At 33.7% G+C, this 26,169-nt stretch carries 27 protein-coding genes; 9 read left to right on the top strand and 18 right to left on the bottom strand.

Annotated features, from left to right (window positions below; genetic code table 11):
• The first annotated feature begins 15 nt into the window (after nucleotides 1-15).
• The 3 genes from pstC to pstB are packed head-to-tail and all read left to right on the top strand — an operon-like array spanning nucleotide 16 to nucleotide 2,641.
• Complete coding sequence (gene pstC, locus Spiro2_RS06490; RefSeq protein ID WP_338634832.1) at nucleotides 16-936, top strand: phosphate ABC transporter permease subunit PstC; 921 nt, start codon at nucleotides 16-18, stop codon at nucleotides 934-936.
• Nucleotides 936-1,784 (top strand): phosphate ABC transporter permease PstA, encoded by an 849-nt coding sequence (pstA, locus tag Spiro2_RS06485; protein WP_338634830.1) that lies wholly within the window; start codon nucleotides 936-938, stop codon nucleotides 1,782-1,784. The genes pstC and pstA overlap by 1 nt, the downstream gene beginning before the upstream one ends.
• Nucleotides 1,781-2,641 carry a phosphate ABC transporter ATP-binding protein PstB gene (gene pstB / locus Spiro2_RS06480; RefSeq protein WP_338634827.1) on the top strand — a complete coding sequence of 287 codons (861 nt, stop codon included), beginning with the start codon at nucleotides 1,781-1,783 and terminating at the stop codon, nucleotides 2,639-2,641. Before pstA ends, pstB begins: the two co-directional genes overlap by 4 nt.
• A gap of 10 nt (nucleotides 2,642-2,651) precedes the next feature.
• Here pstB and Spiro2_RS06475 read toward each other — a convergent pair whose 3' ends face one another.
• The 3 genes from Spiro2_RS06475 to Spiro2_RS06465 form a co-directional block, all read right to left on the bottom strand.
• A complete protein-coding gene (locus Spiro2_RS06475; RefSeq protein WP_338634826.1) occupies nucleotides 2,652-3,617 on the bottom strand; it encodes a cyclic nucleotide-binding domain-containing protein in 966 nt (321 codons plus the stop codon).
• The gene (locus Spiro2_RS06470; RefSeq protein ID WP_338634825.1) at nucleotides 3,614-4,618 is read right to left on the bottom strand and encodes a chemotaxis protein; all 1,005 of its coding nucleotides are present in this window, start codon (nucleotides 4,616-4,618) and stop codon (nucleotides 3,614-3,616) included. Before Spiro2_RS06470 ends, Spiro2_RS06475 begins: the two co-directional genes overlap by 4 nt.
• Nucleotides 4,619-4,689: 71 nt before the next feature.
• Nucleotides 4,690-5,694 (bottom strand): cyclic nucleotide-binding domain-containing protein, encoded by a 1,005-nt coding sequence (locus Spiro2_RS06465; protein WP_338634821.1) that lies wholly within the window; start codon nucleotides 5,692-5,694, stop codon nucleotides 4,690-4,692.
• A 164-nt stretch (nucleotides 5,695-5,858) separates the two neighbouring features.
• Between Spiro2_RS06465 and Spiro2_RS06460 the strand changes: the two genes are divergently transcribed.
• On the top strand, nucleotides 5,859-6,158 hold the full coding sequence (locus Spiro2_RS06460; protein ID WP_338634820.1) for a YggT family protein: 300 nt from the start codon (nucleotides 5,859-5,861) through the stop codon (nucleotides 6,156-6,158).
• Between the two features lies 1 nt (nucleotide 6,159).
• Here the strand turns inward: Spiro2_RS06460 and sppA are convergent, their stop codons facing one another.
• Nucleotides 6,160-7,194, bottom strand: a complete 1,035-nt coding sequence (sppA, locus tag Spiro2_RS06455; protein WP_338634819.1) for a signal peptide peptidase SppA — start codon at nucleotides 7,192-7,194, stop codon at nucleotides 6,160-6,162.
• Between the two features lie 103 nt (nucleotides 7,195-7,297).
• Nucleotides 7,298-9,061 (bottom strand): 30S ribosomal protein S1, encoded by a 1,764-nt coding sequence (locus Spiro2_RS06450; protein WP_338634817.1) that lies wholly within the window; start codon nucleotides 9,059-9,061, stop codon nucleotides 7,298-7,300.
• 358 nt (nucleotides 9,062-9,419) lie between these two features.
• On the opposite strand from Spiro2_RS06450, the gene Spiro2_RS06445 reads away from it, so the two are divergent.
• Entirely contained in the window at nucleotides 9,420-10,412 is a 993-nt protein-coding gene (locus tag Spiro2_RS06445; protein WP_338634816.1) for an extracellular solute-binding protein, read from the top strand.
• 5 nt (nucleotides 10,413-10,417) lie between these two features.
• On the opposite strand, the gene Spiro2_RS06440 is transcribed toward Spiro2_RS06445, so the two are convergent.
• Nucleotides 10,418-11,920, bottom strand: a complete 1,503-nt coding sequence (locus tag Spiro2_RS06440; RefSeq protein ID WP_338634812.1) for a chemotaxis protein CheW — start codon at nucleotides 11,918-11,920, stop codon at nucleotides 10,418-10,420.
• 271 nt (nucleotides 11,921-12,191) lie between these two features.
• Here Spiro2_RS06440 and Spiro2_RS06435 point away from each other — a divergent pair, with 271 nt between their 5' ends.
• Entirely contained in the window at nucleotides 12,192-12,500 is a 309-nt protein-coding gene (locus tag Spiro2_RS06435; RefSeq protein WP_338634809.1) for a hypothetical protein, read from the top strand.
• Nucleotides 12,501-12,563: 63 nt separating this feature from the next.
• On the top strand, nucleotides 12,564-13,751 hold the full coding sequence (locus Spiro2_RS06430) for a metallophosphoesterase (RefSeq protein WP_338634807.1): 1,188 nt from the start codon (nucleotides 12,564-12,566) through the stop codon (nucleotides 13,749-13,751).
• Here Spiro2_RS06430 and Spiro2_RS06425 read toward each other — a convergent pair.
• The 10 genes from Spiro2_RS06425 to lepA all read right to left on the bottom strand — a co-directional run bounded on the left by Spiro2_RS06425 (nucleotide 13,738) and on the right by lepA (nucleotide 22,888).
• Nucleotides 13,738-14,718, bottom strand: coding sequence for a hypothetical protein (locus tag Spiro2_RS06425; RefSeq protein ID WP_338634806.1), 981 nt, complete (start codon nucleotides 14,716-14,718; stop codon nucleotides 13,738-13,740). The two genes, Spiro2_RS06430 and Spiro2_RS06425, sit on opposite strands and share 14 nt — an antisense overlap.
• Before the next feature lie 49 nt (nucleotides 14,719-14,767).
• Nucleotides 14,768-16,255, bottom strand: a complete 1,488-nt coding sequence (locus Spiro2_RS06420; RefSeq protein WP_338634805.1) for a methyl-accepting chemotaxis protein — start codon at nucleotides 16,253-16,255, stop codon at nucleotides 14,768-14,770.
• Nucleotides 16,256-16,297: 42 nt separating this feature from the next.
• Nucleotides 16,298-17,305 (bottom strand): glutaminase A, encoded by a 1,008-nt coding sequence (gene glsA / locus Spiro2_RS06415; protein WP_338634801.1) that lies wholly within the window; start codon nucleotides 17,303-17,305, stop codon nucleotides 16,298-16,300.
• Between the two features lie 169 nt (nucleotides 17,306-17,474).
• The gene (locus tag Spiro2_RS06410) at nucleotides 17,475-17,834 is read right to left on the bottom strand and encodes a hypothetical protein (RefSeq protein WP_338634798.1); all 360 of its coding nucleotides are present in this window, start codon (nucleotides 17,832-17,834) and stop codon (nucleotides 17,475-17,477) included.
• Nucleotides 17,835-17,841: 7 nt separating this feature from the next.
• The gene (locus Spiro2_RS06405) at nucleotides 17,842-18,528 is read right to left on the bottom strand and encodes an IS630 family transposase (RefSeq protein ID WP_338637748.1); all 687 of its coding nucleotides are present in this window, start codon (nucleotides 18,526-18,528) and stop codon (nucleotides 17,842-17,844) included.
• Nucleotides 18,474-18,863, bottom strand: coding sequence for a hypothetical protein (locus Spiro2_RS06400; protein WP_338634794.1), 390 nt, complete (start codon nucleotides 18,861-18,863; stop codon nucleotides 18,474-18,476). The genes Spiro2_RS06405 and Spiro2_RS06400 overlap by 55 nt, the downstream gene beginning before the upstream one ends.
• A 35-nt stretch (nucleotides 18,864-18,898) precedes the next feature.
• Complete coding sequence (locus tag Spiro2_RS06395; RefSeq protein ID WP_338637748.1) at nucleotides 18,899-19,585, bottom strand: IS630 family transposase; 687 nt, start codon at nucleotides 19,583-19,585, stop codon at nucleotides 18,899-18,901.
• The gene (locus Spiro2_RS06390) at nucleotides 19,531-19,941 is read right to left on the bottom strand and encodes a hypothetical protein (protein ID WP_338634792.1); all 411 of its coding nucleotides are present in this window, start codon (nucleotides 19,939-19,941) and stop codon (nucleotides 19,531-19,533) included. Before Spiro2_RS06390 ends, Spiro2_RS06395 begins: the two co-directional genes overlap by 55 nt.
• A gap of 263 nt (nucleotides 19,942-20,204) precedes the next feature.
• A complete protein-coding gene (locus Spiro2_RS06385) occupies nucleotides 20,205-21,068 on the bottom strand; it encodes an MFS transporter (protein WP_338634790.1) in 864 nt (287 codons plus the stop codon).
• The gene (gene lepA, locus Spiro2_RS06380; protein WP_338634788.1) at nucleotides 21,068-22,888 is read right to left on the bottom strand and encodes a translation elongation factor 4; all 1,821 of its coding nucleotides are present in this window, start codon (nucleotides 22,886-22,888) and stop codon (nucleotides 21,068-21,070) included. Before lepA ends, Spiro2_RS06385 begins: the two co-directional genes overlap by 1 nt.
• A gap of 146 nt (nucleotides 22,889-23,034) precedes the next feature.
• Here lepA and Spiro2_RS06375 point away from each other — a divergent pair, with 146 nt between their 5' ends.
• Both Spiro2_RS06375 and Spiro2_RS06370 read left to right on the top strand, forming a co-directional pair.
• Nucleotides 23,035-23,571 (top strand): hypothetical protein, encoded by a 537-nt coding sequence (locus tag Spiro2_RS06375; protein ID WP_338634787.1) that lies wholly within the window; start codon nucleotides 23,035-23,037, stop codon nucleotides 23,569-23,571.
• A 46-nt stretch (nucleotides 23,572-23,617) separates the two neighbouring features.
• Nucleotides 23,618-24,370 carry a transporter substrate-binding domain-containing protein gene (locus Spiro2_RS06370; RefSeq protein WP_338634786.1) on the top strand — a complete coding sequence of 251 codons (753 nt, stop codon included), beginning with the start codon at nucleotides 23,618-23,620 and terminating at the stop codon, nucleotides 24,368-24,370.
• 23 nt (nucleotides 24,371-24,393) lie between these two features.
• Here Spiro2_RS06370 and ruvB read toward each other — a convergent pair whose 3' ends face one another.
• Nucleotides 24,394-25,404: a Holliday junction branch migration DNA helicase RuvB gene (gene ruvB, locus Spiro2_RS06365; RefSeq protein WP_338634785.1), complete on the bottom strand. Its 1,011-nt coding sequence runs from the start codon at nucleotides 25,402-25,404 to the stop codon at nucleotides 24,394-24,396.
• Nucleotides 25,405-25,429: 25 nt separating this feature from the next.
• On the bottom strand, nucleotides 25,430-26,137 hold the full coding sequence (gene ruvA / locus Spiro2_RS06360; RefSeq protein WP_338634784.1) for a Holliday junction branch migration protein RuvA: 708 nt from the start codon (nucleotides 26,135-26,137) through the stop codon (nucleotides 25,430-25,432).
• Between the last annotated feature and the right edge of the window lie 32 nt (nucleotides 26,138-26,169).

The following is a 26,169-nucleotide window of genomic DNA, read 5'->3' as shown; positions in this document are numbered from 1 at the left end:
TTTAGGAGTGCCGTTTTGGGAGACTTACTTTTTTCAAATCTGACAAGGTTTTTTGCTTGGTTTGCATTCTTGTTGCTTATTTGTGTGTTATTTTCACTTTGTGTGGCAAGTTATCCTTCAATTCAAGCATTTGGATTTCACTTTTTAACAAGTGATGCATGGGATCCGGTACAAGGTCATTTTGGAGCCTTGAGTGCCGTGTGCGGAACATTGATGACATCATTGATTGCGATGGTGTTAGGAGTGCCTTTAAGCCTTGGTATTGCTGTGTTTATTTCAGAAATGTCGCAAGGTAAAATTTCCAAAACTGTAAGAACTCTAATCGATCTGATGGCAGGAATTCCTAGCATTATTTATGGAATGTGGGGATTGCTCGTGCTCGCCCCTTTTTTATCAAATTATGTGCAACCTTATATTTCTGATGCAGTTCAGGGTATTCCTATACTCGATAATCTTTTTGGTGGTCCACCATTAGGGATTGGTATTTTTACAGCAGGTCTAATATTAGCAATTATGATTATTCCTTATATTTCTTCTACTCTGATTGACATGTTTCGCTCTGTTCCAGCTGTTTTGAAAGAAGCTGCATACGGAGTGGGCGCAACACGCTTTGAAGTTGTGAGAAAGGTTATTGTTCCTTATGTCCGCAAAGGGATGATTGGTAGTATTATGCTTGGCTTGGGTAGAGCTCTTGGTGAAACCATGGCTGTTACTTTTGTGATTGGCAATTCTAAATTCCTAACAACGTCTCTTTTTATGCCTGGTACAACAATTTCGGCATCCATTGCCAATGAGTTTAACGAAGCAACAGGAGTTTTATATCCTGCTTCTTTATTAGAATTAGGAATGATTTTATTTGTTCTTTCTTTTTTAATACTGGCTTTCGCACGATTATTTTTACTTCGGATTGATAGAAAAAAGGCGGGAGCTAAATAATGAAAAGAAAGCAATTTGTTAGAAAATTATCAAATAAAACTTTTTCATTATTGTGTATAACGTCTGTTTTATTTGGAATCACAATTTTAAGTTCTATTTTTTATGCACTTATTGTTCATGGTTTTCCTGCAATAAGTGTTGATTTTTTTCTTGAAGACACGCCGTCCCCAGATTCTCTTGGAGGAGGTTTAAGAAACGCAATTTTTGGTAGTTTTATTATTACTGTTGCGGCAGTGATTGTTGCCACTCCAATGGGTATTTTAGCAGCAACATTTTTATCGGAGTATGCAAGAGGCCGTAAAATTGCATCTGTTATTCGTTTTGTGAATGACGTTTGGCTGAGCGCTCCTTCTATAATTGTTGGTTTGTTTATATATACCGTTGTCGTGCATCCTATGGGGAATTATTCTGCTTTAGCAGGTGCAATTTCGCTTGCAATGATTGCATGTCCAATTATTACGCGCAGTGCTGAAGACATGTTAAATCTTGTGCCCAATGAGTTACGAGAAGCTGCAATTGCATTGGGTTTACCCAAATGGCGTGTTGTTGTCCATGTTGCCTGGCGTGCTTCAAGGCAGGGAATGTTAACAGGAGTGTTGCTTGCTATTGCGCGTATTTCTGGAGAAACAGCACCTTTACTCTTTACTTCGTTAAATAATCAGTTTTGGAGTACAAATCTCAGTCAGCCTATCGCAAATTTACCTGTCACAATTTATCAATTTGCGATGAGTCCCTACCATAATTGGCAAGATTTAGCTTGGGGTGGAGCGTTGCTCATTACTGTTGTTGTATTATTTTTAAATATTTTAACACGTTCTTTTTCTAAAGCTGGGGGAAAACGCTCATGAGCTTTTTTTCAAATATTTTTCAATGCTCAAAACATTCTGGTAAGGCAGCAAATGCTGCTGCAGATTCTTCTAGCAACTTAGATAATCTTGTTGTGCTTCGCGAGGGTGCGCATATTTCTATTGAAGATCTCAACTTTTATTATGGCAACAAGCACCGCTTAAAAAATATTAATATTTCATTTCGAAAAAATAAAATCACGGCATTGATAGGACCATCGGGCTCTGGTAAATCCACTCTTTTACGTACAATTAATCGAATTTATAGCTTATATCCAGAACAAAAAGCTTATGGAAATATTCTGATTCAAGGAAAAAATATTCTTGATTCGAGTGTTGATCTCAATGAATTGCGGACAAAAGTTGGTATGGTATTTCAAAAACCAACGCCATTCCCTATGTCTATTTTTGAAAATATTTCTTTTGCAGTCAAAATGCACGAACGTTTGAGTAAAAAAGATTTGCAACAACGCGTTGAATGGGCTTTGCGTGCTGCGGCATTGTGGGACGAAGTCAAAGATCATCTTCATCATTCTGGACTTGGACTTTCTGGTGGGCAACAACAAAGACTCTGTATTGCGCGCACGATTGCAGTTAAGCCAGAAATTCTTTTGCTCGATGAGCCATGTTCTGCTCTTGATCCAATTTCTACGCAAAAAATTGAACAGTTGCTTTTTGAACTCAAAAAAGATTTTACCATTGTGATGGTCACCCACAACATGCAACAGGCGATGCGTGCGAGTGACGATACGGTATTTATGAGTCAGGGTGAGATTATTGAAGCGAGTGATACAAAAACCTTTTTCTCAAACCCTAAAGACAAACAATCTCTTGATTATGTTCATGGTAAGTTTGGTTAAGAATAAAATTTTAAGCTGGTTTTATATCTTTAATACTTCGTACTAAGCTTTCAAATACAACGGCTTTATGAAGTTTTAGGACAGAAAAAGTAATTTCGCCATTTTGTTCAGCAATAATTTTATGATCGAGCATTTGTGTGAGTAATGATTCTCCATCTTGACGTCCAACTTCTGTTTGCAACAACAATGCGAGATCCGCTCTCTTAAATTTTTCTAAATTATTATTTTTACGACTAATACGCGTGAGCGCGCTCATCCAAGGATGAAATTTTTTTGGAGTAAAAAAATTAAGTCCTTTTTTTACCACATCAATAGAAAAAACGGCAAAATCATGAATCATAGATTCATTAGGATTTACCAGAATTGTTCCAAATTTTTTGTCATCAACCTCTTTAACGAGCCCATATTCTATAAAAGATTTGTATATTTTTTCTAAATAATTAAAATCTTTATTCAAAATTTTTTCTGCATAAATTAAAAAATCTGATGTAGGATAAATGGATACATTGACATCATTTTTTAGGCTATTTTTTTTTACATAGCTCGATAGCAAAAAAGCCAATTGTGCAGAGTGATGATGCGATGTGCCAATGCTTCGCAATAAGTTTTTTTCATGGATCTTTGTTTCGGTCAGCAAATTATTCACGTGGTTTAAACGTCTTAGTGCATCTTTAATGACAGCTTGGCACCAGCCTGGCAAATTTTTAAAAGATTCACTCATTCCAGAGTTTTGGTAAAAAACTAATGTTGTCTGTTTGAGAGCACGGGCAGATGCTTTACGAGTTTCATTAGAAAAAATTGTTAACGTCCCAAGGACTTCACCAGCCACCAGTTTTCCTAAAACAATAGGCATATTTTCACGAACACGATACACTTCTATTTCACCTTCTTGAACCAGATAAATGCCATCAGATTTATCGCCCTCATTAAAAATAACCTGTTCTGGGGCGAAGGTTAGAGTGTCTGGAGCAGTCATGATGACGCTCCATTCCAGGTAGGTGGTAAGGCTGCTTTCAGTGCTTCAATAATTTCTTTCCGATTGAGCTTGCCAACATAGGCGTCTGCGCCTGCTTGTTTTGCTCTATCGCGATTGACATCACCCGTAAGACTAGAGTGTAAAATAACAGGCATTTTTTTGAGTTTTTCGTGGCCACGAATGCGTTTGACAAATGAATATCCATCGAGTTTGGGCATTTCTACATCGCTTACAATCAGCTGCACTTTGCTCAAATCAGAACCGTCTTCACAGGTACTCAATTCGCGCCATGCTGTTTCGGCGTTTGTGTATTCAATAATATCAAGCTGCATACTCCGTAACAATTCGCATATTGCTCTTCTTGCAGTTGGTGAATCGTCGACAACCATAATCAGAGGTCTTTTTGAGTTTATTGGAGCTCCAACAGCTGGCGCAGTACCATTTAAGGAATTTGGTAAAGGCATTGAACTTTCTATCGCAAACGAAGAGGTTCCTTGGCCACCGCTTCTCGCTTCTATATCTAAAAGAATTCTTTCAAAGTCTAAGATAAAAATAAAATCTTGATTTTCAATAAGCATCATTCCTGTGATTGTATTGAATGCATCGCTTGTTGGTGGCAAGACTTTGTCCCAACTGACTCTACGGATACGCCGAGTTCCTGCAACAACAAAACCTGCTTTGCGACTTGAAAACTCTGTCACAATGACTTGACTTGAAGGTGTCACAACTTCTTCATTATAGCCTAAGGCTTTTGCAAGGTGGATTGCGGGGATGGGAGCGCCTCTCAGGTTAAAAACACCTAAAACTTCGGGGGTACTTGTTAAACAAGGGACAATTGTTGGCAAACGGATCACTTCTCTCACTTTGGCAACATTAACGCCATAAAGAATAGGTGTTTTACGGTCAAAAGACGGCGATGCGTTGGTCTTTGTTACTGTAAATTCAATAAGCTCAAAGATGTTGCTACCTACTTGAAACATAGGTCTGCCGATATTAACCACGTTGACTCCCTAAAAGCTATTTGGCTAATAGCTTGTATCGGAACTTCAATTTATTTCTAGAGTTGGGCAAATTATTCGGTGGTCTTTTTTTCTGGGGTCGTTATTTTGTCAATGTCATTAACGCCTCGAGAAATACTTTCGAAAATTACTCTTTTTTGCAGTTGTGAGGCATTAAGGATAATTTTCATGTTTTGCTGATCGATTCCTTTTTCATGAACAAGTTTTAAAGAGAGCAGTTGAATCATAATTTCTTCGCCATCGTTGCGACCAAGCTCTTTACCAATCAGTCCAGGAAAAGTTTGTTTTAAAAATACGCCTTCGCTTTCTTTATAACGCCTATTTATGCGAATGAGACCACTTATCCATTTGTGACTTTTAATTGGAATAAATCCTCCAATCCCTTTTTTGGCGATTGAAGCAGAGTAAACAGCAAAGTCTTCTATTAATTGGGGGTTTGGTTTTAAAATAATATTCCCATATTTTTTATCAAATACGATCTTAATTAAGCCACCAGATGAAAATAAGTTAAACATTTTTTCTAAATAATCAAACTTCTTATTTAGAATTAATTCTGCATTGATTAAAAAAGATTTTAAAGGATAAATTTTGTTGTCGTCATGTTCAATCGTGCCTTGACGGATAAATCCAGCTAGAAGGTATGCAAGTTGTGAAGCATGTTGATGTGGTGAACCAGTCGTTTTAATAAGTTTTTTTTCGTTCTTTTTTGTTTCGATCAGTTGCTGTGAAAAGTATTTCACTCTTTCTGAAGCCGACTTAATAAAAATGCTCACAATGGGATTTACTTCATTAAAAAAAGGTATAATTGTTTCTACAGGATAAAAAAGTGTGACTGTTTGAATCACAGTTCTGGCAGTCACAATGTGTCTTTCTCTGTTAATTAAAGTGCTTAAGCCAATGATTTGACCTCTTGAAATTTCTCCTAAAGAAATTTCAAAACCCTCTATAATTTTAAATAGTTCTACCTTTCCTTCTTGGATAACATAAATTCCTTTTGTTTCGTCCCCTTCTTGTACGACGATAGTTTTTGGAGGTAGCACTATATTTGCGTTTTTCACTGGCTTATACCTTTTAAATAGAAACTGACGTTAAGCTTTTCGGTGCTAAAGTAAAAATCTATATTTAGTGAATTTGACTGTATAATTTTTGCTTTAATGTTTGCCAATTATTTATTAGAATACTTTTGTTTATATTCTGTTAGATTTTTCTCCAGGGGAGAGTTATGATACTCATTGAAATTTTTTTTAAAATCGCATATTATCTTTTATATTTCTATATGTTAACTCTAATTATTTCTGGGGTTTTAAGTTTGGTGGGAGCAAATCCGCTAAATCCTATTGTCGGTTTTTTAAATGCAATCACTCTTCCTCCGTGTCGTTATATAACACGAAAATTTCCGCGACTTTTAGTGAGAAGTCAACAGGGGTATTATGATCTGTCACCTGTTGTCCTAATTTTGTCGATTGGAAGTTTAATGATTGCGATTCAAACGATTGCAGCGCATCTTGGTTTTTATGTTTAAATTAATATTCTGCAGTTGGTATTTTTAACGATTGTTGCTTTGAAATCGAGTACCGTTCGCTCAAAACTTCTTTTGTTAAAATTGAGAGTTGATTTGCCATTTTGAGAGAAAGAAAATCAGAAAAACTTTGTAAATCATCGTAATATATCACTTGAGGAGTTATGCTTTGCTTTGCGAGTGTTGCAACTTCAGTGGCTGCTTGACTTTTTGTTCCTATGGCATCAATCAGTTTTAAATTTAACGCTTGTGGCGCAAGAATAACGCGCCCATCAGACATGTATTTCATGGCGCTGTCTGTTGTTTTGCGAGCAGATTTAATATCATCTACAAACTGAATTCGCGTTTCTTCAATAAGTTCTTGTAAATATTGCTTATCTTTTTCTGTCATAGGGCGGGCAGGGGATCCGGTATCTTTAAGAGAGCCAGTTTTAATGACTACGGGATTGATTTTTAAAAATTGAAGCAATTTGTCTGCTTCAAACCCATTCATGATAACTCCAATACTCCCAATCAAACTTCCTCTATTTGCAATGATTTTTGCAGCCGAGGCACTTGAGTAATAAGCACCACTTGCAGCCATATCTCTGACATATGCCACAACAGGTTTTTGAGTATTGATGCTTTTGATTGAGTCATAAATTTCTTGGCTTGCCACAACAGAGCCGCCAGGGCTATTCACTTCTAATAAAATTCCTATTGCATTTTTATCATTTTTTGCTGTTTCAAGTTTTTCAATTATTAATGTAGACATTGTTGTATTGATTTCGCCATTTAATTGAATGCCAGCAATGTAAGGTAAATTTGTTGTTGGAACAACAAAAGAAGGCCCCAGTTTTGAAAGTGGTTTGTTAAAAGAGGAAATTGATTTTATTCCTGATGAAAAAGAGTATAAAGCAAAGCCAATTGTGAGTATAAATAAAATAAATAGTGTTACAGATATAGCACCAATTGTTGCAAATACTGTTTTTAAAAAATTGATTACTGTACGAAAACGGCCTGAAGAAGGTGTTTGGTTTTCATCAAATTTTGAGCTCATAATAACCTTTCATAAAAATTTGCAATAAAAAACTCTTGGGACTGTGTCACAATACCACAGTGTTCCAAGAGTCCAATTTTTTTAGTTCAAAAATTAAGAAAGCTTAGTTGCTATCTTTTGTTGCTTTTGCTCTTGCAAATGCTTCGGCAAAGCTATTTTGTGGCGATGCTTCGTTATTTAAAGCAGCTTGAATTGCTTTGTTGTGTGTCTCATCAAGACCACGAGTGGCTGCTTTTTGAGACAATTCAAAGCGACGTTCTGCATAGTTTACACTAAGTACAACAAAGTCAAGGTCTGCATCAATTGCGATATTTGGATTTTCAAGCTCACTGGTATGAACCAAGCCTTCAACTCCTGGTGCAATTTCAACAAATGCGCCAAATTCAGCCATACGAGTGACTTTGCCCTTGCCTTTAGTTCCTGGAAGAAGTTTTTTTGCAGCAACTTCATAAGGATCTTCGCCAAGTTGTTTAATTCCTAATGAAAACCGCATGTTTTCAACGTCAATTTGCAACACTTTTGCTTCAACTTCGTCACCTTTTTTGAAAAGGTCTTGAGGATGTTTAATACGCTCTGTGTAGCTAATATCTGAAACATGGATAAGGCCATCAACACCTTCTTCAATGCCAACAAAAATTCCAAAGTCTGTAATATTGCGGATTTTGCCACGAATAACATCGTTCACTTGGTATTTTTGAGTCACAATTTCCCAAGGATTCGGTTCAGTTTGCTTCATGCCAAGAGAAATACGGTGGTTTTCGAGATCAACAGCAAGAACAACAACGTCGACTTCGTCTCCGATATTGACAATTTTGCTTGGGTGTTTGATGCGGCGATTCCAAGTCATTTCTGTAACATGGATAAGTCCTTCAACACCTGGTTCAAGCTCTACAAATGCGCCGTAGTCTGTGAGGCTCACAACTTTACCGCGTAGGCGTTGTGCAGAAGCATATTTTTCTGCAACAGAAACCCATGGGTCGTTTTGAAGTTGTTTAAGACCAAGGGAAACGCGGTTGCTAGATGGGTCAAAACTCAGAACTTTAACGTTAATTTCGTCACCAACATTAAGAACTTCTGAAGGACTGTTTAAGCGCCCCCATGACATGTCTGTAATGTGAAGCAATCCATCAATACCGCCAAGATCAATAAACGCACCGTAGTCAGTAATATTTTTAACAATACCAACCATTGATGAGCCAACTTGAAGTCCTTTTAAGGTTTCACTGCGCATGCGCTCACGGTCTTGCTCAAGTAAAACGCGGCGAGATAATACAATGTTTCCACGTTTTTTGTTAAATTTGATAATTTTAAAATGAAGAACTTGACCAAGAAGTTTTTCAAGGTTGCGAACAGGTCTGAGGTCAACTTGTGAACCTGGCAAAAATGCTTTTACACCAATATCAACTGACAAACCGCCTTTTACGCGGCCAACAATTTTACCTTCAACAAGTTCGTCTTTTTCAAATGCTTCGGAGATACGATCCCAAGCCTTAAGCATGTCTGCTTTGTCTTTTGAAAGAACAAGTTCGCCTTCATCGTCTTCAAAAACGTCAACAAAGACGTCAACAACATCATTAACCTTAAGCGAAAATACACCATTTTCGGTTGTAAATTCATTTTTAGGAATTTCGCCCGCAGATTTGTGGCCAATATCAATGACAACGCTATCATCTTTAATTTCAATAATGCGCCCTTTGACAACTTGACCTTCTTTAATCACATTTTGTGACTCTTCTTGTGCTTTAAAAAGAGCAGCAAAACCATCAGGAATGTCTTCTTGAGATAAAAAGTCGACATCTTCGTCAAGCCATTCTAGGGAATTGTAATTGATTTTTTTCTTTGAAATATCAGAATGAAGACTTGCCATATTGGGGAAATACCTTTCTCAATAAAGAGCCACGTGTCCCATTTGTGTTTTTTGTGGGGTTTTGTGGGAAAAGCTAATAAATTAGCAATGTTAAATAAAATACACGAATTCGTGCATAAGTCCGTGAGAACTTAGCATATTCGTATTACTTTGTATAGTTGTAATTGTATTTACTTTTGGAGTCAGGGAGTTTTGAACAAACGTTCAAAATAATTTAATGACTCTGCAATTCATAAAAAAACTTTTTATTGAAATCAGTCATAATTGAAGGCAAAAAGTCTGAGCATAGTATTAAATATTTGCAACTTTATTTTTTTATGCCATACTAAAAACATCAATTAAAATCGGGGTTAATAAATTGTACTATTTTGTTTTGATTTTTTTCTTATTGACGCAAACGAGTAGAGCAGCAGAATTTAAACCTATCTTAAATTTGTTAGCGCCAATAGGAATTTTGTCGCCTAAAATTATTTCGCAATTTGAAGAACAAACAAAAACCCATATACGAGTTGAATTTGTTGGTAGCCGATTTGAATTTGAATCCAGATTGCGAGCGGGACTTAGAAGCTATGATGTTGTGATAGCCGATGAAAGGGTTCTTCAGAGATTGTTTTTATCAAGATTATTACGTTCATTAAATGATGAAATTGTTTCGTTAAGTAGTAATAACCCAAGCCTTCCATTGCAAATGCGTTCTCGTTTAAATGTTGATGGACGTTCCTATCTTACGTTATTGGTTGATCCGATGGGAATTGTTTTTAATAAAAAGAAATTCCCTCTAAAGGTGGAGCAACCATCATGGAATTGGTTAATATCTCCCGATAAAATACCTTTTTGGCGTCAAAGGGTTTACGTTTCTAATATCCCTAAACAACAACTACTTATTGCGCTACTAGCAACTGGAAAAGAATTATCGGCTTCATCTTGGTTTATACCTGAGCCAACCATGAAATGGTTACAAAAATTAAAGTTACAAAGTGCGAATATTGATTATCCTCTTGAATTGGCATTTTTAGGCAATAAAATTGAAGCAGCAACAGTATTTCGTTCGGATTACTTAAAGATTAAAAAAGTAGTACTTGATTTAAAATTTGTTGTACCAAATGATATAACATATTATGATCGATTAGGTATTGGTATTGTTTCTGATACTGCGCAAGAAGTTCTTGCCCAAAATTTTATAAAATTTTTATACAAAAATAAAAATAGTTTAATAAATAATGAAAACTATTTATTAACAAATATTGTAAAATATGATGGTCAAGATGTTAAAAATTGGATTTTATATGATGATGAATTACCCTTGTCTAAAAGAATTGAAAATATTTTAAACGATTTTTATAAAAAATAAAAAAACTATTTATTTTCAATTATTTTTTTGGAAATAAGTCTATTAATCATTCTTTCTACATCTAGGACAATAATAGAATCATCGGTTTCTTTAGAAACTCCAATTATTTCTTTAACATCTTCATGAAAATTATTATGAGAGTTTTTAATAATATAGTTTGGTAATAAAGTTTTGTCATTTTCATCAATATGCAAAATACTTTCTGGATTATCTATTATTAATCCGACTTTTTTTTCATTAAGATGAATAATGAGTATTTTTTCATCTTCTATATTAGATGTTTTATCTATCTGGTAATATTTATTGGTATCAATTATAGCAACCATTTCTCCTCTTATGTTTACCATTCCTTTTATAAATTCATGTGATCCAGGAGGTGTGATATATTGTTTTGGTTTGTTAATTATTTCTGTGATATTTTTAAGGTTTATTGCAAATAAGTTACTAATTTTAAATGTGATATAAAGATTTATTTTTCTTACTTTCTTTTTTTCATTATCACTTTCGTTGTGATTGTATAATTTTGAATATCCTTCTGTTATTTCAGAAACTTCCTCTTTTATAAATAGTTTATCTTGTTCTAAAATTAAAACATCATCTTGATCTTCTCTAACCAAACAGCCCTTATAAAAGTTTTTATCTTTTATTATAAACTCTGAAATTTGTTTTAAATTTTCTTCATTATAAGAAATAATACTTTCTAAATTGTCAATTAGTAAGCCAAACTTATTTTCATCCTTTTTTAATATTAAAATTGTATTTTCATTTGATTTTTCTTCTTTTTTGTCATTTATATTCAAATATTTAGCAAAGTCAATAATTGGAATTTTTTTATCTCTGAGAGTAATTATTCCTATACACTGTTTAGAAACGAATTTTGTTTTTTCAATTTCCATAACTTTAACAACTTCATCAATTTTTGTAATATCAAATGCCAGTTTAGCATGCCCTAATAGAAATGAAATACATTTTTTTATTGAGATATTTTTAATTTTTACTTGATTTTCATTAAGTTGATCGGTATTGGAATCTTTTTTTACTTTTGGAATATTTTCTTGATTGAATAAATCAAAAGGATCAAGTACTTGTATTATTCTTTCTCCATCATTCAGTTTTATTGCAGCATTAATGAGTTTAATTTGTGACTTATCCGGATAATTAAAAACTTCTTTATCTTTGTTTCTGAGTCTTATAATTTCACCGGTATCATCGATTGTGATGCCTACTTTTTCGTTATTTTTATTAATAATTGCAATTTTTTGATTTTTTTCTTTTTGTTCTTCATTAAATTTTAATAATTCTGACAAATTAACTATTGATATAATTGATCCTCTCAGATTAAAGACTCCAATCAAGTATTTGGGTGATAAAGGAAGTTTTATAAATTTTTTAGGAAAATGAACGACTTCTTGAATATAATTCGCATCCACAGCAATTTCATTATTATCTATAAAAAATGTTCCGTAAAAAACAATATTACTTGATTTTTTTTCTTCATTATTTTCCAAATAAATTGCTCCAAATCTTGAAAATTTTTAAATGACCATATTTATTTTATCGATTTTTAATAATCAAAAATGAGTATATTTATTTTTGAATTTTAAAATATTTTTTAAAATTATTTATAAAATTAATAACTTATGCTATAATTTTTATGATTAAGATGAGGCTTTAAATTTATGTCTGTTTTGATTTGAGTCGTGAGTTGCATGCGTATTTTTTAGTAATATGTTAAAATTAAAAGAAATTTTGAGTCATGTTTCAGCGAAAGGAGCTCTTATGACAAAGTGCCCATACACTTGGACAAAAAGCCTGCTCAGCCGTTTTGCAACAAAGGGTCATGAAGCATCTCAACTTCGAGTGACTGTATTAAAAAATAACCAGTTGGCAGTAGATACAGCACTACCAGCTCATAGTGCACGATGGCTTGTCGATTTGATTCCAGATGATCTACTTGAAAAAATTAGGCTTGAGGGGATTCCTATCGAACAAATTCAAAAAGAAATTGCTCTTCAAGAAAAGTTATTCCCAAGAGAAATTTTTACTTTAGTTGAGCAAAATAGAGAGGTTAATGTTTGGCTTGAATAATATTATTTTAATTAAATAATATTTTGATACTGTCTTATTTGGTAAAAGAGGGTTTTTTAATTTATGGATTTTTTTAGGGTCATTGTAATTATTGCATTGTTTGTTTTTTCATATTTTTATATCTCAAGATTTTTATTAATAATATTTAATAATAAAAAGAAAAAATTAATTTATTTGCTATTATTATTGTTTTTTTTACTGATAAATTTTTCTTTCTGGGGCTCATTTTTTTATCGAAATACATATCGCTCAATACCAGAATACTTTATTATTTTTCAATGGATAGGCTATTGTTTGTTAGGTGTTTGGCTTTTTTCTTTAACTTGTTTTTTTATAACAGATTTTATATTTTTAATAAAAAAAATACTGAATACTTTGCTGATTAAATTTAATGTTATAAAATTAAAAACTGAAGTTGATTATAAAAAAAGAAATTTTCTGCATTTTATTTCATTGGGAAGTGTATTTATTTTATCGGGAATTTCTTTTTATAATGCAAGAAAGATCCCAAATGTAAAGAAAATCTTTATTCCTATAGGTAATTTGCATCAAGATTTAAGAAATTTTAATATTGTGCAACTTACTGATTTTCACATTGGGCAAACAATAGGGCTAGAATATGTTCAAAATGTTGTTGCTGCGGTCAATGCGCTCAATCCAGATCTCATAGTGATTACTGGTGATCTTGTGGACGGTTTTGTGCATCAATTGCAAAAGGAAACTGCTCCATTAGCGCAGTTAAAAGCAAAATATGGTGTTTATTATGTTACAGGCAACCATGAATATTATTGGGATGGACCAGGATGGATAGCTTATATGCAATCTATTGGCGCAATGTATCTTGGAAACGAGAATAAAACAATTAAAGTTGGCAGAGCGCACATTGTTATTGCTGGATTAACCGATTTGCAGGCAGAGCGTTTTTATCCTGAACACAAAACCGATTACAAAAAATCAATTGAAGGAGTCCCAGCAATGGCTGATCTTAAAATTTTACTTGCGCATCAGCCAAATAGCGCTTTTGAGGCTGCAAAATTAAATTATTTTGATTTGCAGATTTCTGGGCATACGCATGGAGGACAAATGTGGCCTGGCACATGGCTTGTAAATTTGATTCAATATTTTAAACCAGGTTTAACACAATATGAAAATATGCAGGTTTATGTCAGTCGTGGGACGGGTTATTGGGGGCCGCCTGCGCGACTTGGTGCAGAGTCTGAAATCACTCATATTTATTTTAAGCAGGCTTAATATTAAAGTTTTCTATATCAGATTCTTCGTATTGTTTTGTAACTTTAGGTATACCAGGAATGTCCAAAAATCTATCTGTACCCATTTCATAGACTTTAATTGGATCAATGTGTTTGTAGCGATAACTTCTAATTTCGCAATAGGCCAGTCCATGAAGCAGGGGGAGTAAGTCATAAAAAGGTGTTTCAGGGACAAACGGCGAAGCTTCTAATTGCATTCCTAACGACATAATTAAATTTCGCGAGCTGATGACTCTAGGCATTTCTGCTAGTTTTTTAGTGACATTTAAAAGTTCTATAGATCTTTTTCTCCCAGCATTTTGAATTTCTAATTTTTTATTTGTTACTGATGAAAGCAAGCTATTCCTTCTGCCTAATTCATCTCTCCAGTCTATTTTATTTTCCGCTTGGCAAAAGTTATTGCCTCTTAAAAATTCGTGAATATTTTTTTCGATAATATGCCGCACAAGTTTGGAATGCAAAATAAAAGTTTTTGTAAAATAATTTTTTCCTTCATAATTAATTAATCGTCCATCAAAAATTTGTTTGATATCAAATCCTGCAAAAGAGTATTCCGGTAATGGATAAACTGTATCAATACGGTTTGCGATTAAGTCTTTCACAATTAAGCAGTCGTTTTTATGTGCTTCAACCTGAAACAAAGAATGTCGAAAGTTTCTAAATTGTTCAAATTTTCCAATATCTTGAAGTGAATAGCAGGTTTGACCATTGTAAAGAAAAGTTTCAAAAACAGTTGCACCAGAAAATCCTTCAGAGAGTCGATATTCAAAAATAAAAAACTCTTGAAACGATGACATGCGTTGTTCAAAAAACGGATCATCGTCATTCACTTTTCCTGTTGAAATTGAAAAAAGTTCTCTGGCTATTTGTCGTTCGTGTTTAAATTCTGGTTTTAAGGAATACTCAGAAAAAATTTTTATAATGTCTTGACAATGATTTGAAGGCATAATTTCCTCATCAAATTCCTTAAAAAGACTTATTTAAATTTAAAAAATCTTAATTTGACTCACCAAAGATTATATTTTCGGTTTGTTTAGAAATATCTTTAAGTACTTTACTAATTTCTAAAACCTCAGAGGCAGCTTTAACAGATTTTTCTGCATTTGATAAGTTATTTATTGCAGATGAGTCAATTCTTGCCATTGCTGATGCAATTTGCTTGACGCCAATTTCTTGTTCTTTTGTGGCTTCAGTAATTTGTTGCATTTGGGTATTGATGTTGTTGACATCAACTGTGATTTTTTCAAAAGTTGTTGCAACAGTTTTGGTTTTTTCTTGACCTTCTGCAACCCTTTGCACAGTAAGCTGAATCACATCTTGAACGCTCACGCGACTTTTTTCTAGGAGTTCTCTAATTTCGTTAGAAGATTTACCGCTTGTGTTTGCAAGATTGCCCACTTCTTCTGCAACCACTGCAAAGCCTTTGCCATATTCCCCTGCTCGTGCCGCTTCGATTGAGGCATTCAATGAAAGCAATTCTGTTTTTGACACAATTTCATTGATAACCATTGTTTTGCTTTCGATTTGTTTAATAATGGTTTCAATATCAGAAAGCCGTTGGCTTGATTCCTGAATGGCTTCCATAGACGAGACCATTCTTTGCACTGCTTGCCCGCCGCTTTCGGTTCCTTCGGCAATAACGTGTGCCAATTGATCGGATTGCTCAGTGAGTTTAGACGTTCTTGCAATCATGCTTGTCACTTCGGCAATTGCCGCAGCAGTTTCTTGAATAGAATCTGCTTGTGCTTTTGAAGAATTGCCAACATCTTCACTCATTTTTGTGAGGTTAATTGATTTTTGTTCCATTTCATTTGAAGAATTGAGAAGAGACGCCGCGAGTTTTGCTAAGGGAACGGTAATCGACGCAGAAAATAAAGAGGAGATAACTGATAAAAAGACAAAAATTAATGCACAGATTATAGACAGCTCAATAATATACTTATATTTTTGTGCCTCCACATCATCCATGTAGATTCCAGTTCCAACATACCACTTCCATTCCGTGATAGGTTTGGTAAAAGAGACTTTTGGGAGAAATACATCTGTTCCAGGTTTTTTGGCTTTGTAATAAAAATAATCGCCAGGACTGCTTTTTGCCATCATGTCATGCAGCTTTGCCAGCATATCTGGTGCTGTTTCTTGCAGTTTTCCTTTGTTTTCTGGACGGGTAGGATTTACAATTTGTCGTTGATCGTAATCGTCAATAAATAGATAATTTCCATCGTCGTATCTCATCGCTTCGATGTTTTCTGCTGCGGCTTCCATCGCTTCTTCACGAGTCATTTCGCCGTCTTTTTCAAGTTTTATATACTTTTGTACAATTGTTGTTGCTGTTTCTGTAAGTGATCTAATTTTACTTTGTTTTTCTAGCATAAGACGGTCGAGGGCGTCGATGCATAAAAACAACAGTACCAATATAAAAATGATAATTGTTAGAATATTCCAATAAACCATTTTTTTCTTAATACTGAGTTTTTTAAGCATCTAAAAACCTCGACCCATTTTTAGTAGTTAGGAATACACTTTCTACTTTAATTCCAAAAAGTGGAGTTTCCAAGCTTTTGAAAGATATTCTATCACTTTTTGAGCCCTTACGCTATTCCCAGCGTCATCAAGCGGTGGTGAAAAAACTGCAATCGCAAATTTATTTGGGATAACGGCAAGAATTCCCCCACCAACACCACTTTTAGAAGGAACACCAACGTTAACCCACCATTCACCGCTTGTTTCATACAAACCATTGACTGCCATTTCAGCAATCACGTCATTTACGTATTCTGCTGGTAGTATGCTTTTCTTTGTAATTGGGTTAACTCCTTTGTTAGCAAGAGTAGCCCCAATGAGAGCAAGTTGTTTTGTATTAATCATAATTGAGCATGCTTTTGTGTAACGCTCTAGGGCATCATTAGGATCGCTGGCCATCATACCATAAGAGTTAAGAAGCCCAGAAATGGCTTGATTTCGTTTATTGGTCGATGTCTCTGATCGATAAACAGCTTCACCAAAATAAGGTTTGCCGTCGCTGAGATCACGAACAAACCCGAGAACTCTATCCCATTTTTCAGCACTTGTTTTTCCTTTGATAAAGCTTGTTGCTTGAATTGCACCGGCATTCACCATAGGATTTTGAACGTGGCTAGGTGTGGTCTCGATTGCATGAATTGAGTTAAATTTTTGCCCTGTGGCATTGAGCCCTAACTTAAGATTAACGCTTCTCCCATTGTCTTTTAAAGCCAATCCATAAACGAGTGGTTTAGAGATCGATTGAATAGAAAATGGAGCGTCGGCATCCCCAATATGGTACATTTTGCCATCTATAGTCATAATTACAATTCCAAACAGAGCAGGGTTAACTTTTGCTAAATCTGGAATATAGCTTGCATTTTTTCCTGTGTTGAGTTTTTTAAAACTATTGTAACTTTCTTTAAGTCCTTTTTGAATTTCTTCTTGTGTTAAAGCATAACTACTAGAAAATGCTGTAACAACGCCCAAAGTTAAGATCCATTTAACTTTTTTAAAAAATGTTTTTTTCATAAAACATCTCCTTTAAAGTTTAAAAAAAACAAAAAAATCATTAATAAAATAAATTATTTTACCTCCTTGCTTAGTGATATCGTAAATTTTGAAATTTTAATTAGAAAAAAAAGGTAAATTTTTGTATTTATTGTGATTTATATTAAAATTTGTATTTTGATTGAACGGTTTAGAGTTTGTTCTCTTTTGTTTTCAAAAATGTGAGTGTTGCTAATGATAACGTAAATAAAATAAGCATATACAATAAAAAAGAAAATAAAGTATTATTGTAAATTATTGAAAATCCAGCAGAAGAAAAGGCGCCAAGCGAAAAGAAAATAAAATAAAGTAACGCCGATGAAATTCCTTTTTCCATTTTTGTAGAATCGAGAATGACTCGATTGAATGGAGATGAAAACAACCCATAACCAAAGTTAAATATTGAAATTGTAATTATCAATAGTATTAAATTATTTGGATACACAATAGTGAAAAAAGTACTAAATAAAATTCCAACAAACGAAATAGAAGATCCTAATACGCCGTCCACTAAGTTTTTAACATAAGCTTGCCTTAGGTTTTGAATTCATAATTGACTTGACAATTTTTTGTGTTAATTGATTCCAACCACTAGAGCATTTTTGAACGAGATCTTCATAATCTTTATAAATTTTAAATGATAAGTGATTCCTTTTAAAATAACTCCATAACCTTTCAATTGGATTTAACTCTGGAGAAAATGAAGGTAAAAAAATAAATGATATATTTTGGGGTAAAATTAATTTTTTGCTTTTATGTGCACTAGCTCCATCTAGTATAATAATAATATGCTCATTCTTAGGTACGGTCTTGGAGTACTCATTGATAAAAATTTGCATGTTTTCAACATTTAAATTTGGTAATATCATTCCAAAATATTTGCCCGTATCTTTGTTAGCAGTAGCATACATCCATGAGTTTAAATAACCCATTTGAGTTTTAAATTCTGGTCTGATTGGGAAAGGACTCCAAATACCAGCTTTTATTGTCATTTGTCCAAATCGTGATTCATCTTGAAAATCTATGTTTATTTTTTTTCCTGGATTTTTTACTTTAATTTCATTAATTTTATTTGGTAAATCTTTAATCCATTCGGCCATTTTTTCTGGATCATTTTTTATATGCTTTGTTCTTGGAACAACTCTTCTTATTAATGTTCTTTGAAGGAACTTGTATAACCCACTTTTACTAAATTTTTTTTTAATTTCGTTTTGGATTCTATAATACTATTTATTATTTGAGCATGAACAACTTTTTCCTCATTAAATTCAGAATTTAATTGAATGATTTCAGTTTTTAAAATTTCAACTTCTTCTTTATTTACAAAGGATGGACGACCAGAACGTGGTTTATCAAGTAAAAAATAAATACCATTATTCTTATAGTTTGAAACCCAATAATTTGCCCGTCCTCTTGAAAGGCATAATAAAGTTTCAATCTTTTTTTCAGAAAATCCTACGGAATATAAAAAAATTATAAATAATCGACGTAAAAGATTAAAACTTAATTTATTTTGAGGTATTCTCTTTAAATCATCCATAAGTTGTTGTACATTATACGCCGTCCACTAAGTTTTTAACATAAGCTTGCCTTAGGTTTTGAATTCATAATTGACTTGACAATTTTTTGTGTTAATTGATTCCAACCACTAGAGCATTTTTGAACGAGATCTTCATAATCTTTATAAATTTTAAATGATAAGTGATTCCTTTTAAAATAACTCCATAACCTTTCAATTGGATTTAACTCTGGAGAAAATGAAGGTAAAAAAATAAATGATATATTTTGGGGTAAAATTAATTTTTTGCTTTTATGTGCACTAGCTCCATCTAGTATAATAATAATATGCTCATTCTTAGGTACGGTCTTGGAGTACTCATTGATAAAAATTTGCATGTTTTCAACATTTAAATTTGGTAATATCATTCCAAAATATTTGCCCGTATCTTTGTTAGCAGTAGCATACATCCATGAGTTTAAATAACCCATTTGAGTTTTAAATTCTGGTCTGATTGGGAAAGGACTCCAAATACCAGCTTTTATTGTCATTTGTCCAAATCGTGATTCATCTTGAAAATCTATGTTTATTTTTTTTCCTGGATTTTTTACTTTAATTTCATTAATTTTATTTGGTAAATCTTTAATCCATTCGGCCATTTTTTCTGGATCATTTTTTATATGCTTTGTTCTTGGAACAACTCTTCTTATTAATGTTCTTTGAAGGAACTTGTATAACCCACTTTTACTAAATTTTTTTTTAATTTCGTTTTGGATTCTATAATACTATTTATTATTTGAGCATGAACAACTTTTTCCTCATTAAATTCAGAATTTAATTGAATGATTTCAGTTTTTAAAATTTCAACTTCTTCTTTATTTACAAAGGATGGACGACCAGAACGTGGTTTATCAAGTAAAAAATAAATACCATTATTCTTATAGTTTGAAACCCAATAATTTGCCCGTCCTCTTGAAAGGCATAATAAAGTTTCAATCTTTTTTTCAGAAAATCCTACGGAATATAAAAAAATTATAAATAATCGACGTAAAAGATTAAAACTTAATTTATTTTGAGGTATTCTCTTTAAATCATCCATAAGTTGTTGTACATTATTCATTGTGCTGCAGTGTCCTTTTATAAAAGAAAGTACGAATGTTAACTGCAGCATATCCTGTTTTCAATATTCATCAATTTCCGTATAAATATTTATTTTTGGTTATCTATGTTGCCAACAAACTTAGTGGACGGCGTATTATTCATTGTGCTGCAGTGTCCTTTTATAAAAGAAAGTACGAATGTTAACTGCAGCATATCCTGTTTTCAATATTCATCAATTTCCGTATAAATATTTATTTTTGGTTATCTATGTTGCCAACAAACTTAGTGGACGGCGTATAATACGATACAAAAAATTGGATCTTTAAATTTTGTAATAAAACGTAATAAAAATGTGCCAATAATAAAAGATAAAAAAACAGGAATTTGTATTATACTAAATTGGTTGATATCTAATTGAAAAATTTTCATGAGTACTAAAGGCGAGCTTGAAATCCAAACCATGATGGCACCAAACGCTAATCCGTAACTTAAAGTACCAAAGATGAAATTTTTATTTTTTAATAAATTAAAATAGTTTTTAATTATATTATAGATTTGTATTTTTTGACTATTATATGGAGATAAAGTTTCTGGCATTGTAAACCAAATACCAATTAAAGATAAAAAAGATAACAAAAATGTAGAGACAAAAATATAACGCCAACCAAAAAAAGAAAAAACTAAACTGCCAAACAAGGGGCCAATCATCGGTGCAAAGAGTGTGATAGAGGTCATCCAAGAAATCACATTTATCGCAGCTTTGCTACGGTAGAGTTCATGAACACAGGCATATCCTACAACACTAATAAAACATGGCCCCATTCCTTGCAACAGGCGTGCGAGAAAAAAAACAGGAGAATTTTGCGCAAAAATTCCAAGCAAATTTCCTATCAGCACAATAAGACCGCCAGCAAAAAATACCGGTCTTCTTCCAATGCTATCAGAAATAGGGCCTATAAATAATTGGAGTGATACTGCGCCAATTAAATAAACAGAAAGTGACAGTGAAATTAAATTTTGTGATTCATTTAACTCTTTAAATACCTCAATGAGTGCGGGTAATATCATGTCATTAGACATGTATACCGCAAACTCAAAGGTGACTAAAAATGCAAGAAAAGGGAAATAATGATTTGTTTTACTCATTATTCGACATCGGATAGATTTAAAATAGCCATAAATGCTTCTTGCGGAATTTCGACACTTCCAACTTGTTTCATGCGCTTTTTACCTTCTTTTTGTTTATCAAGAAGTTTGCGTTTACGAGAAATGTCCCCACCATAACATTTTGCTGTCACATCTTTTCGCATTGCGCTTAATGTTTCGCGTGCAATGACTTTGGATCCCACTGCAGCTTGCAACGGCACTTCAAATTGCTGACGCGGAATCACTTCACGAAGCTTTTTCACCAACAGGCGTCCTCTTTCATAAGCGCTACTTCTATGCACAATACAAGAAAGTGCATCTAGGGGATCACCATTCACCAAAATATCAAGTTTAACCAGATCACTTTCTTTGTAATCCAAAAATTCATAATCCATGCTTGCATAACCACGAGAGATACTTTTAATTCGATCAAAAAAATCAAAAACCATTTCGTTTAAAGGCAATTCATATTGCAGCATGACACGATTTTGGCTTAAATATTCCATTTTCGTTTGAACTCCTCTTCTCGATACCAAGAGTCCCATAACCGTTCCAAGATATTCTTGTGGTAGATGGAAAGTTGCTTTCACAACAGGTTCATAAAATTTTACAATTGAATTAGGGGGAGGCAAATTAGCTGGGTTATCAACTCGAAGTTCTTCACCTTTTGACGTTTCAACCAAATACACGCACGTTGGAGCTGTAAAAATAACATTCATGCCGTATTCACGCTCTAGGCGTTCTTGAATAATTTCCATGTGCAATAAACCCAGAAATCCGCAGCGAAAGCCAAAGCCCAACGCAACAGATGTTTCGGGTTCATAACTTAAAGAACTATCATTAAGAGTCAGTTTGGCCAATGCATCTTTAAGTGCTTCAAATTGGTTGGTTTCAACAGGAAATATACCTGCAAATACCATTTGCTTGGCTTTTTTAAATCCAGGCAATGGTTCTACTTTGGATTGAGCCAGACAAATTGTATCACCAACTCGAGAGTCTTTTACATCTTTTATGTTTGCAATGATGTAACCCACTTCTCCTGCGCTTAAGCTTTCACGTTGGTAAGCTTTCACGCACATAATTCCTACTTTTTGCACTTCGAATGTTTTGCCTGAGTGCATCATCATAATTTGATCGCCTGTTTTGACAATGCCATCAACAATGCGCACCAAGACGACAACACCTTGATAGGGATCAAACCAACTATCAAAAATTAACGCACGAAGATTTTGGCTACGAGTGTCATGAGGTGCAGGAATAAACTTTATAATCGCTTCAAGAATATCTGGGACACCCATACCTGTTTTTGCGCTGCATTTGATTGCATGGGTTGTATCTATGGCAAGCTCTTCTTCAATTTGTAAGCAAACTCTTTCATAATCAGCGCTTGGCAAGTCGGCTTTGTTGATAACAGGAACAACTTCGACGTTATTATCACTCGCTAAATAGACGTTTGCGACAGTTTGTGCTTCGACACCTTGCGTTGCATCGACAACAAGTAAAGCGCCTTCACATGCAGTTAAACTGCGACTGACTTCGTATGTAAAATCAACATGACCAGGGGTATCAATAAGATTTAAAGTGTAAACTTGTCCGTCTTTAGCAAGGTAATCAACTGTTGCTGTTTGAGCTTTAATTGTTATTCCGCGTTCACGTTCAAGGTCCATGCTATCAAGAATTTGTGCTTGTTTTTCGCGGTCTGCAACAGCTCCAGTTAATTCAAGAAGTCTATCTGCAAGCGTTGATTTACCGTGGTCAATGTGTGCAATGATACAAAAATTTCTAATGAGACTTGGTTCGGCATTTGTGGTTTTACTCATTCTTTTCTTCACCTTAACTAAGATAAGCCTGTTTTCAGCCGATATTGCAAGCGGAGGAGAACAGGGGCGCTATTCGTCCTGGTTTCGCAATTGCTATTATGCGCTTACGATATCAATATTTAGCTTTAGCAAAAATATTCTGCATAATGCTACCGTCATTTTTAAATTCCTGCCATTCTGCAAAAGAAATTCACTTGCCTTCTGTGCCTCCGCTTGCAACAGATGGAGATTATGTATTTATTCCAAAAACTCGGTTGTGGTTTGATGTGTATGATGAAGGCCAATGGCGTTTTATTACACAGGGGACAGACTATATTGATGGTAGTCACTTGAATTCTTTATCTTCAATTTGGGTATACCAATTTATGCCTCTAGAGATTGTTGTGCTCGATAATCCGCAGGTTGCAATGCAAGCCCGTTTTGCCTTTTCTCAGGGAGATGGTCTTATGTTTAAAAAAACAACTGTTTTTTTACCCTTTAACGAAGCAGTGGTGACAGATGACTTTGATGGGTTGCTTCCAATTTGTAATGAAAATGAATTTAGGGCGATTGTACGTATTATAAGTCCCTTAAAATACATTGGAATTTTAAATAACGAAATTATGAATGCAACAAACCAAAATGTTTTGCATTCTTGGTTTTCTTTAGGAAATGTAGTATGTTTAAAGGTAGTTAAAAAGTAATAGAATTAAAATGTTTTTGTATTTTGATTTTATTTTGAGGAGTTTCATGACTGTTAAAAAAGATAGGGTAAATTCTATAATTATAATTTTTACTCAATTTATTTTTTTTCACTCAATATGTTTTGCTGAAGTGTGGAAAGGGGCTTGTGAAAGAGATTTTCCTCCTTTTAATTTTATGAAAAGTGGCAATCATATTGGAATGGATACAGAAATTGTTGCATTAATAATGAAAAAATTAAATATCAAATTTACAATTGAAACTGACACTTGGGATGGGGTCTTTCATTTACTTAAAAAAGAAGAAGTGGATTTTGCGTGGCAATTTGTTGATACGCCAGATAGAAGAAAATTATTTCATTTGGTAGGCCCTTTTCGCTATGGTTTTGATACCTTTATGGTACGAAGTGACTCAAAAATAACCAATTGGCATCATGTAAATGATTTTCGGGGTATGACAATTGGGGTGATTCGTACTTATAGTTATACCCAAGAATTTGATCAATTTAAAAACTTTAAGCGCAAAGAATATATTAATGTTTCACAACTTGTTCAGGGTTTGGTCAATAAAGATGTTGATTTTATTATTGGTGATTTTTATTCATTAACATACATGTCTAAGAAATATAAACTTACAAATAAAATTAGATTTTTGCCTTCTTCAATAAAAAAAATACCAAGATACGTTGCATTTTCTCAAAAAAATAAATCAAAATCAATTATATTTGAAAGTGTTTTAAAAGAAGTTATGGCAACTCAAGAATACAAATATATTACTGATAAGTATATTAAAAATGAATAGAGCAGTTGTTAATTTAAAAAATTTTAAATTTTTAAATGATTATGACCCGACTCCGATAAAACTCTGCCGCGCGCAGTTCTTAAAATAAAACCTTTAAATACCAAATATGGCTCGTAGACATCTTCTAATGTTGTTTTTTCTTCGTTGAGTGTTGCTGCAATCGCTTCTAGACCGACAGGTCCTCCTTGATATCGAGTTTGCATGACTTTTAAAAACTCTCGATCCATATGAGATAGTCCTTCGTGGTCGATTCCTAGGCGATCAAGTGCATAGTTTACAATTGCACAGTCAATTTGATTTTTGCTAGACACAATAGCAAAATCTAAAATTCGTTTTAACAGTTGGTTTGCAATTCGTGGTGTGCCACGACAGCGTTTTGATAAAAGTGATGCAGCGTCAAGGAGCAATTCTGTTTTCATAATGTTTGCGCTGCGCATTAAAATTTTTGCTAGGGAATCGGGGGTATAGTAATTAAGATGTTCCTGAATCCCAAAACGATCTCTTAACGGTGCAGAAATAGCGCCAGCTCGTGTGGTGGCGCCGATAACACAAAATGGGGGAAGATCAAATTTCACTGTTCTTGCAGTAGGCCCTTGTCCAATTAAAATATCAAGTCGCATGTCTTCCATTGCGGAATATAAAACTTCTTCCACGTTTGCTGGAAGCCTATGTATTTCATCGATAAATAATATTGAATGAGGCTCTAAACTTGCTAAAATACCCATCAAATCTGCAGCCCGTTCAATGACGGGTCCTGACGTTATTTTTAAGGGACTCCCCATTGTTTCTGCAACAATGCCTGCCAACGTCGTTTTTCCAAGTCCTGGAGGACCATGAAACAAACAATGATCCAACATTTTTCCTCTGAGCTTGGCGGCTTGAGTGTAAATTTTAAGATTTTCACAGATACGTTCTTGCCCAGGATAATTATCAAAAGATTTTGGTCTTAGGTTGATATGTGGTTCTGTATCATCTCTGGCAATCTCTGTTAGTGATACGGATGTTTCAAATTTAGTATGTACATTGGTATCCATATTTGCAATTTACCTTGTTGAGTTTTCAATTCATATGCTGAATAATACGCTCTGTAAGTTTTGTTAACGCTTCTTTTAGTCCAATTTCAATTGTAATTGTTTCTCCATCGTTCATACGACGTTCAAATGAATGCAATACATCAGAAAATTGTTTATCTTTATATCCTAAATTTGATAGCGCACTTTTTAAGTCTTCAATAAGCTGTTTTTGAATCAATTTTTTATGAACATTTTGTGATATTTTTTGAATTTTAACATCATGTAAAAGAGAAGTGTCTTGATTAAAAAGTTGGCCATTTAAATCAAGTTCTTCATTTCTTCTTGCTAAAAGTTTTTGCATTTTTGTTTTTAATTCTAGTATGAGTCTTTCTGCTGTTTTTACTCCTACTCCTGGTATTGCTGTGAGTTTTGCAACTTGTCCAGAAACGATAATTTCACATAGATTTGATCCGTCTGTCGTGCTTAAAAGTGCAAGAGCAACTTTTGGACCAACCCCAGAAACGTTGATCAATTCTATAAATACTTTTTTATCAAAAGACGTTGCAAATCCAAAAAGTCTAATTGAATCTTCTCGAACATGGGTTAAAATGTGGATTTGAGTTTCTTGTTGTAAAGAAGGGAGCTGACACAAAGTGGTTGCAGGAACTTCTATTTCATATCCAACACCTGATGTATCAATTATTATTTTTTCTGGTGATTTTTCAATTAGGATTCCGCGAAGAAAACCAATCATGTTTTGTTCCTTTATCTTTATGTCAAGCAACT

This window comes from Spirobacillus cienkowskii, assembly GCF_037081835.1.
GTDB lineage: Bacteria > Bdellovibrionota_B > Oligoflexia > Silvanigrellales > Silvanigrellaceae > Silvanigrella > Silvanigrella cienkowskii.
The sequence above is the reverse complement of the archived record's forward strand: the minus strand, read 5'-3'. Positions and strand labels throughout refer to the sequence as shown.

Coding starts and splice junctions, on each gene's coding strand:
- pstA (WP_338634830.1), top strand. CDS start 936: ATGAAAAGAAAGCAATTTGTTAGAAAATTATCAAATAAAACTTTTTCA.
- pstB (WP_338634827.1), top strand. CDS start 1,781: ATGAGCTTTTTTTCAAATATTTTTCAATGCTCAAAACATTCTGGTAAG.
- Spiro2_RS06475 (WP_338634826.1), bottom strand. CDS start 3,617: ATGACTGCTCCAGACACTCTAACCTTCGCCCCAGAACAGGTTATTTTT.
- Spiro2_RS06460 (WP_338634820.1), top strand. CDS start 5,859: ATGATACTCATTGAAATTTTTTTTAAAATCGCATATTATCTTTTATAT.
- sppA (WP_338634819.1), bottom strand. CDS start 7,194: ATGAGCTCAAAATTTGATGAAAACCAAACACCTTCTTCAGGCCGTTTT.
- Spiro2_RS06450 (WP_338634817.1), bottom strand. CDS start 9,061: ATGGCAAGTCTTCATTCTGATATTTCAAAGAAAAAAATCAATTACAAT.
- Spiro2_RS06435 (WP_338634809.1), top strand. CDS start 12,192: ATGACAAAGTGCCCATACACTTGGACAAAAAGCCTGCTCAGCCGTTTT.
- Spiro2_RS06430 (WP_338634807.1), top strand. CDS start 12,564: ATGGATTTTTTTAGGGTCATTGTAATTATTGCATTGTTTGTTTTTTCA.
- Spiro2_RS06425 (WP_338634806.1), bottom strand. CDS start 14,718: ATGCCTTCAAATCATTGTCAAGACATTATAAAAATTTTTTCTGAGTAT.
- Spiro2_RS06420 (WP_338634805.1), bottom strand. CDS start 16,255: ATGCTTAAAAAACTCAGTATTAAGAAAAAAATGGTTTATTGGAATATT.
- glsA (WP_338634801.1), bottom strand. CDS start 17,305: ATGAAAAAAACATTTTTTAAAAAAGTTAAATGGATCTTAACTTTGGGC.
- Spiro2_RS06400 (WP_338634794.1), bottom strand. CDS start 18,863: ATGGATGATTTAAAGAGAATACCTCAAAATAAATTAAGTTTTAATCTT.
- Spiro2_RS06390 (WP_338634792.1), bottom strand. CDS start 19,941: ATGAATAATGTACAACAACTTATGGATGATTTAAAGAGAATACCTCAA.
- Spiro2_RS06385 (WP_338634790.1), bottom strand. CDS start 21,068: ATGAGTAAAACAAATCATTATTTCCCTTTTCTTGCATTTTTAGTCACC.
- lepA (WP_338634788.1), bottom strand. CDS start 22,888: ATGAGTAAAACCACAAATGCCGAACCAAGTCTCATTAGAAATTTTTGT.
- Spiro2_RS06375 (WP_338634787.1), top strand. CDS start 23,035: ATGCTACCGTCATTTTTAAATTCCTGCCATTCTGCAAAAGAAATTCAC.
- Spiro2_RS06370 (WP_338634786.1), top strand. CDS start 23,618: ATGACTGTTAAAAAAGATAGGGTAAATTCTATAATTATAATTTTTACT.
- ruvB (WP_338634785.1), bottom strand. CDS start 25,404: ATGGATACCAATGTACATACTAAATTTGAAACATCCGTATCACTAACA.
- ruvA (WP_338634784.1), bottom strand. CDS start 26,137: ATGATTGGTTTTCTTCGCGGAATCCTAATTGAAAAATCACCAGAAAAA.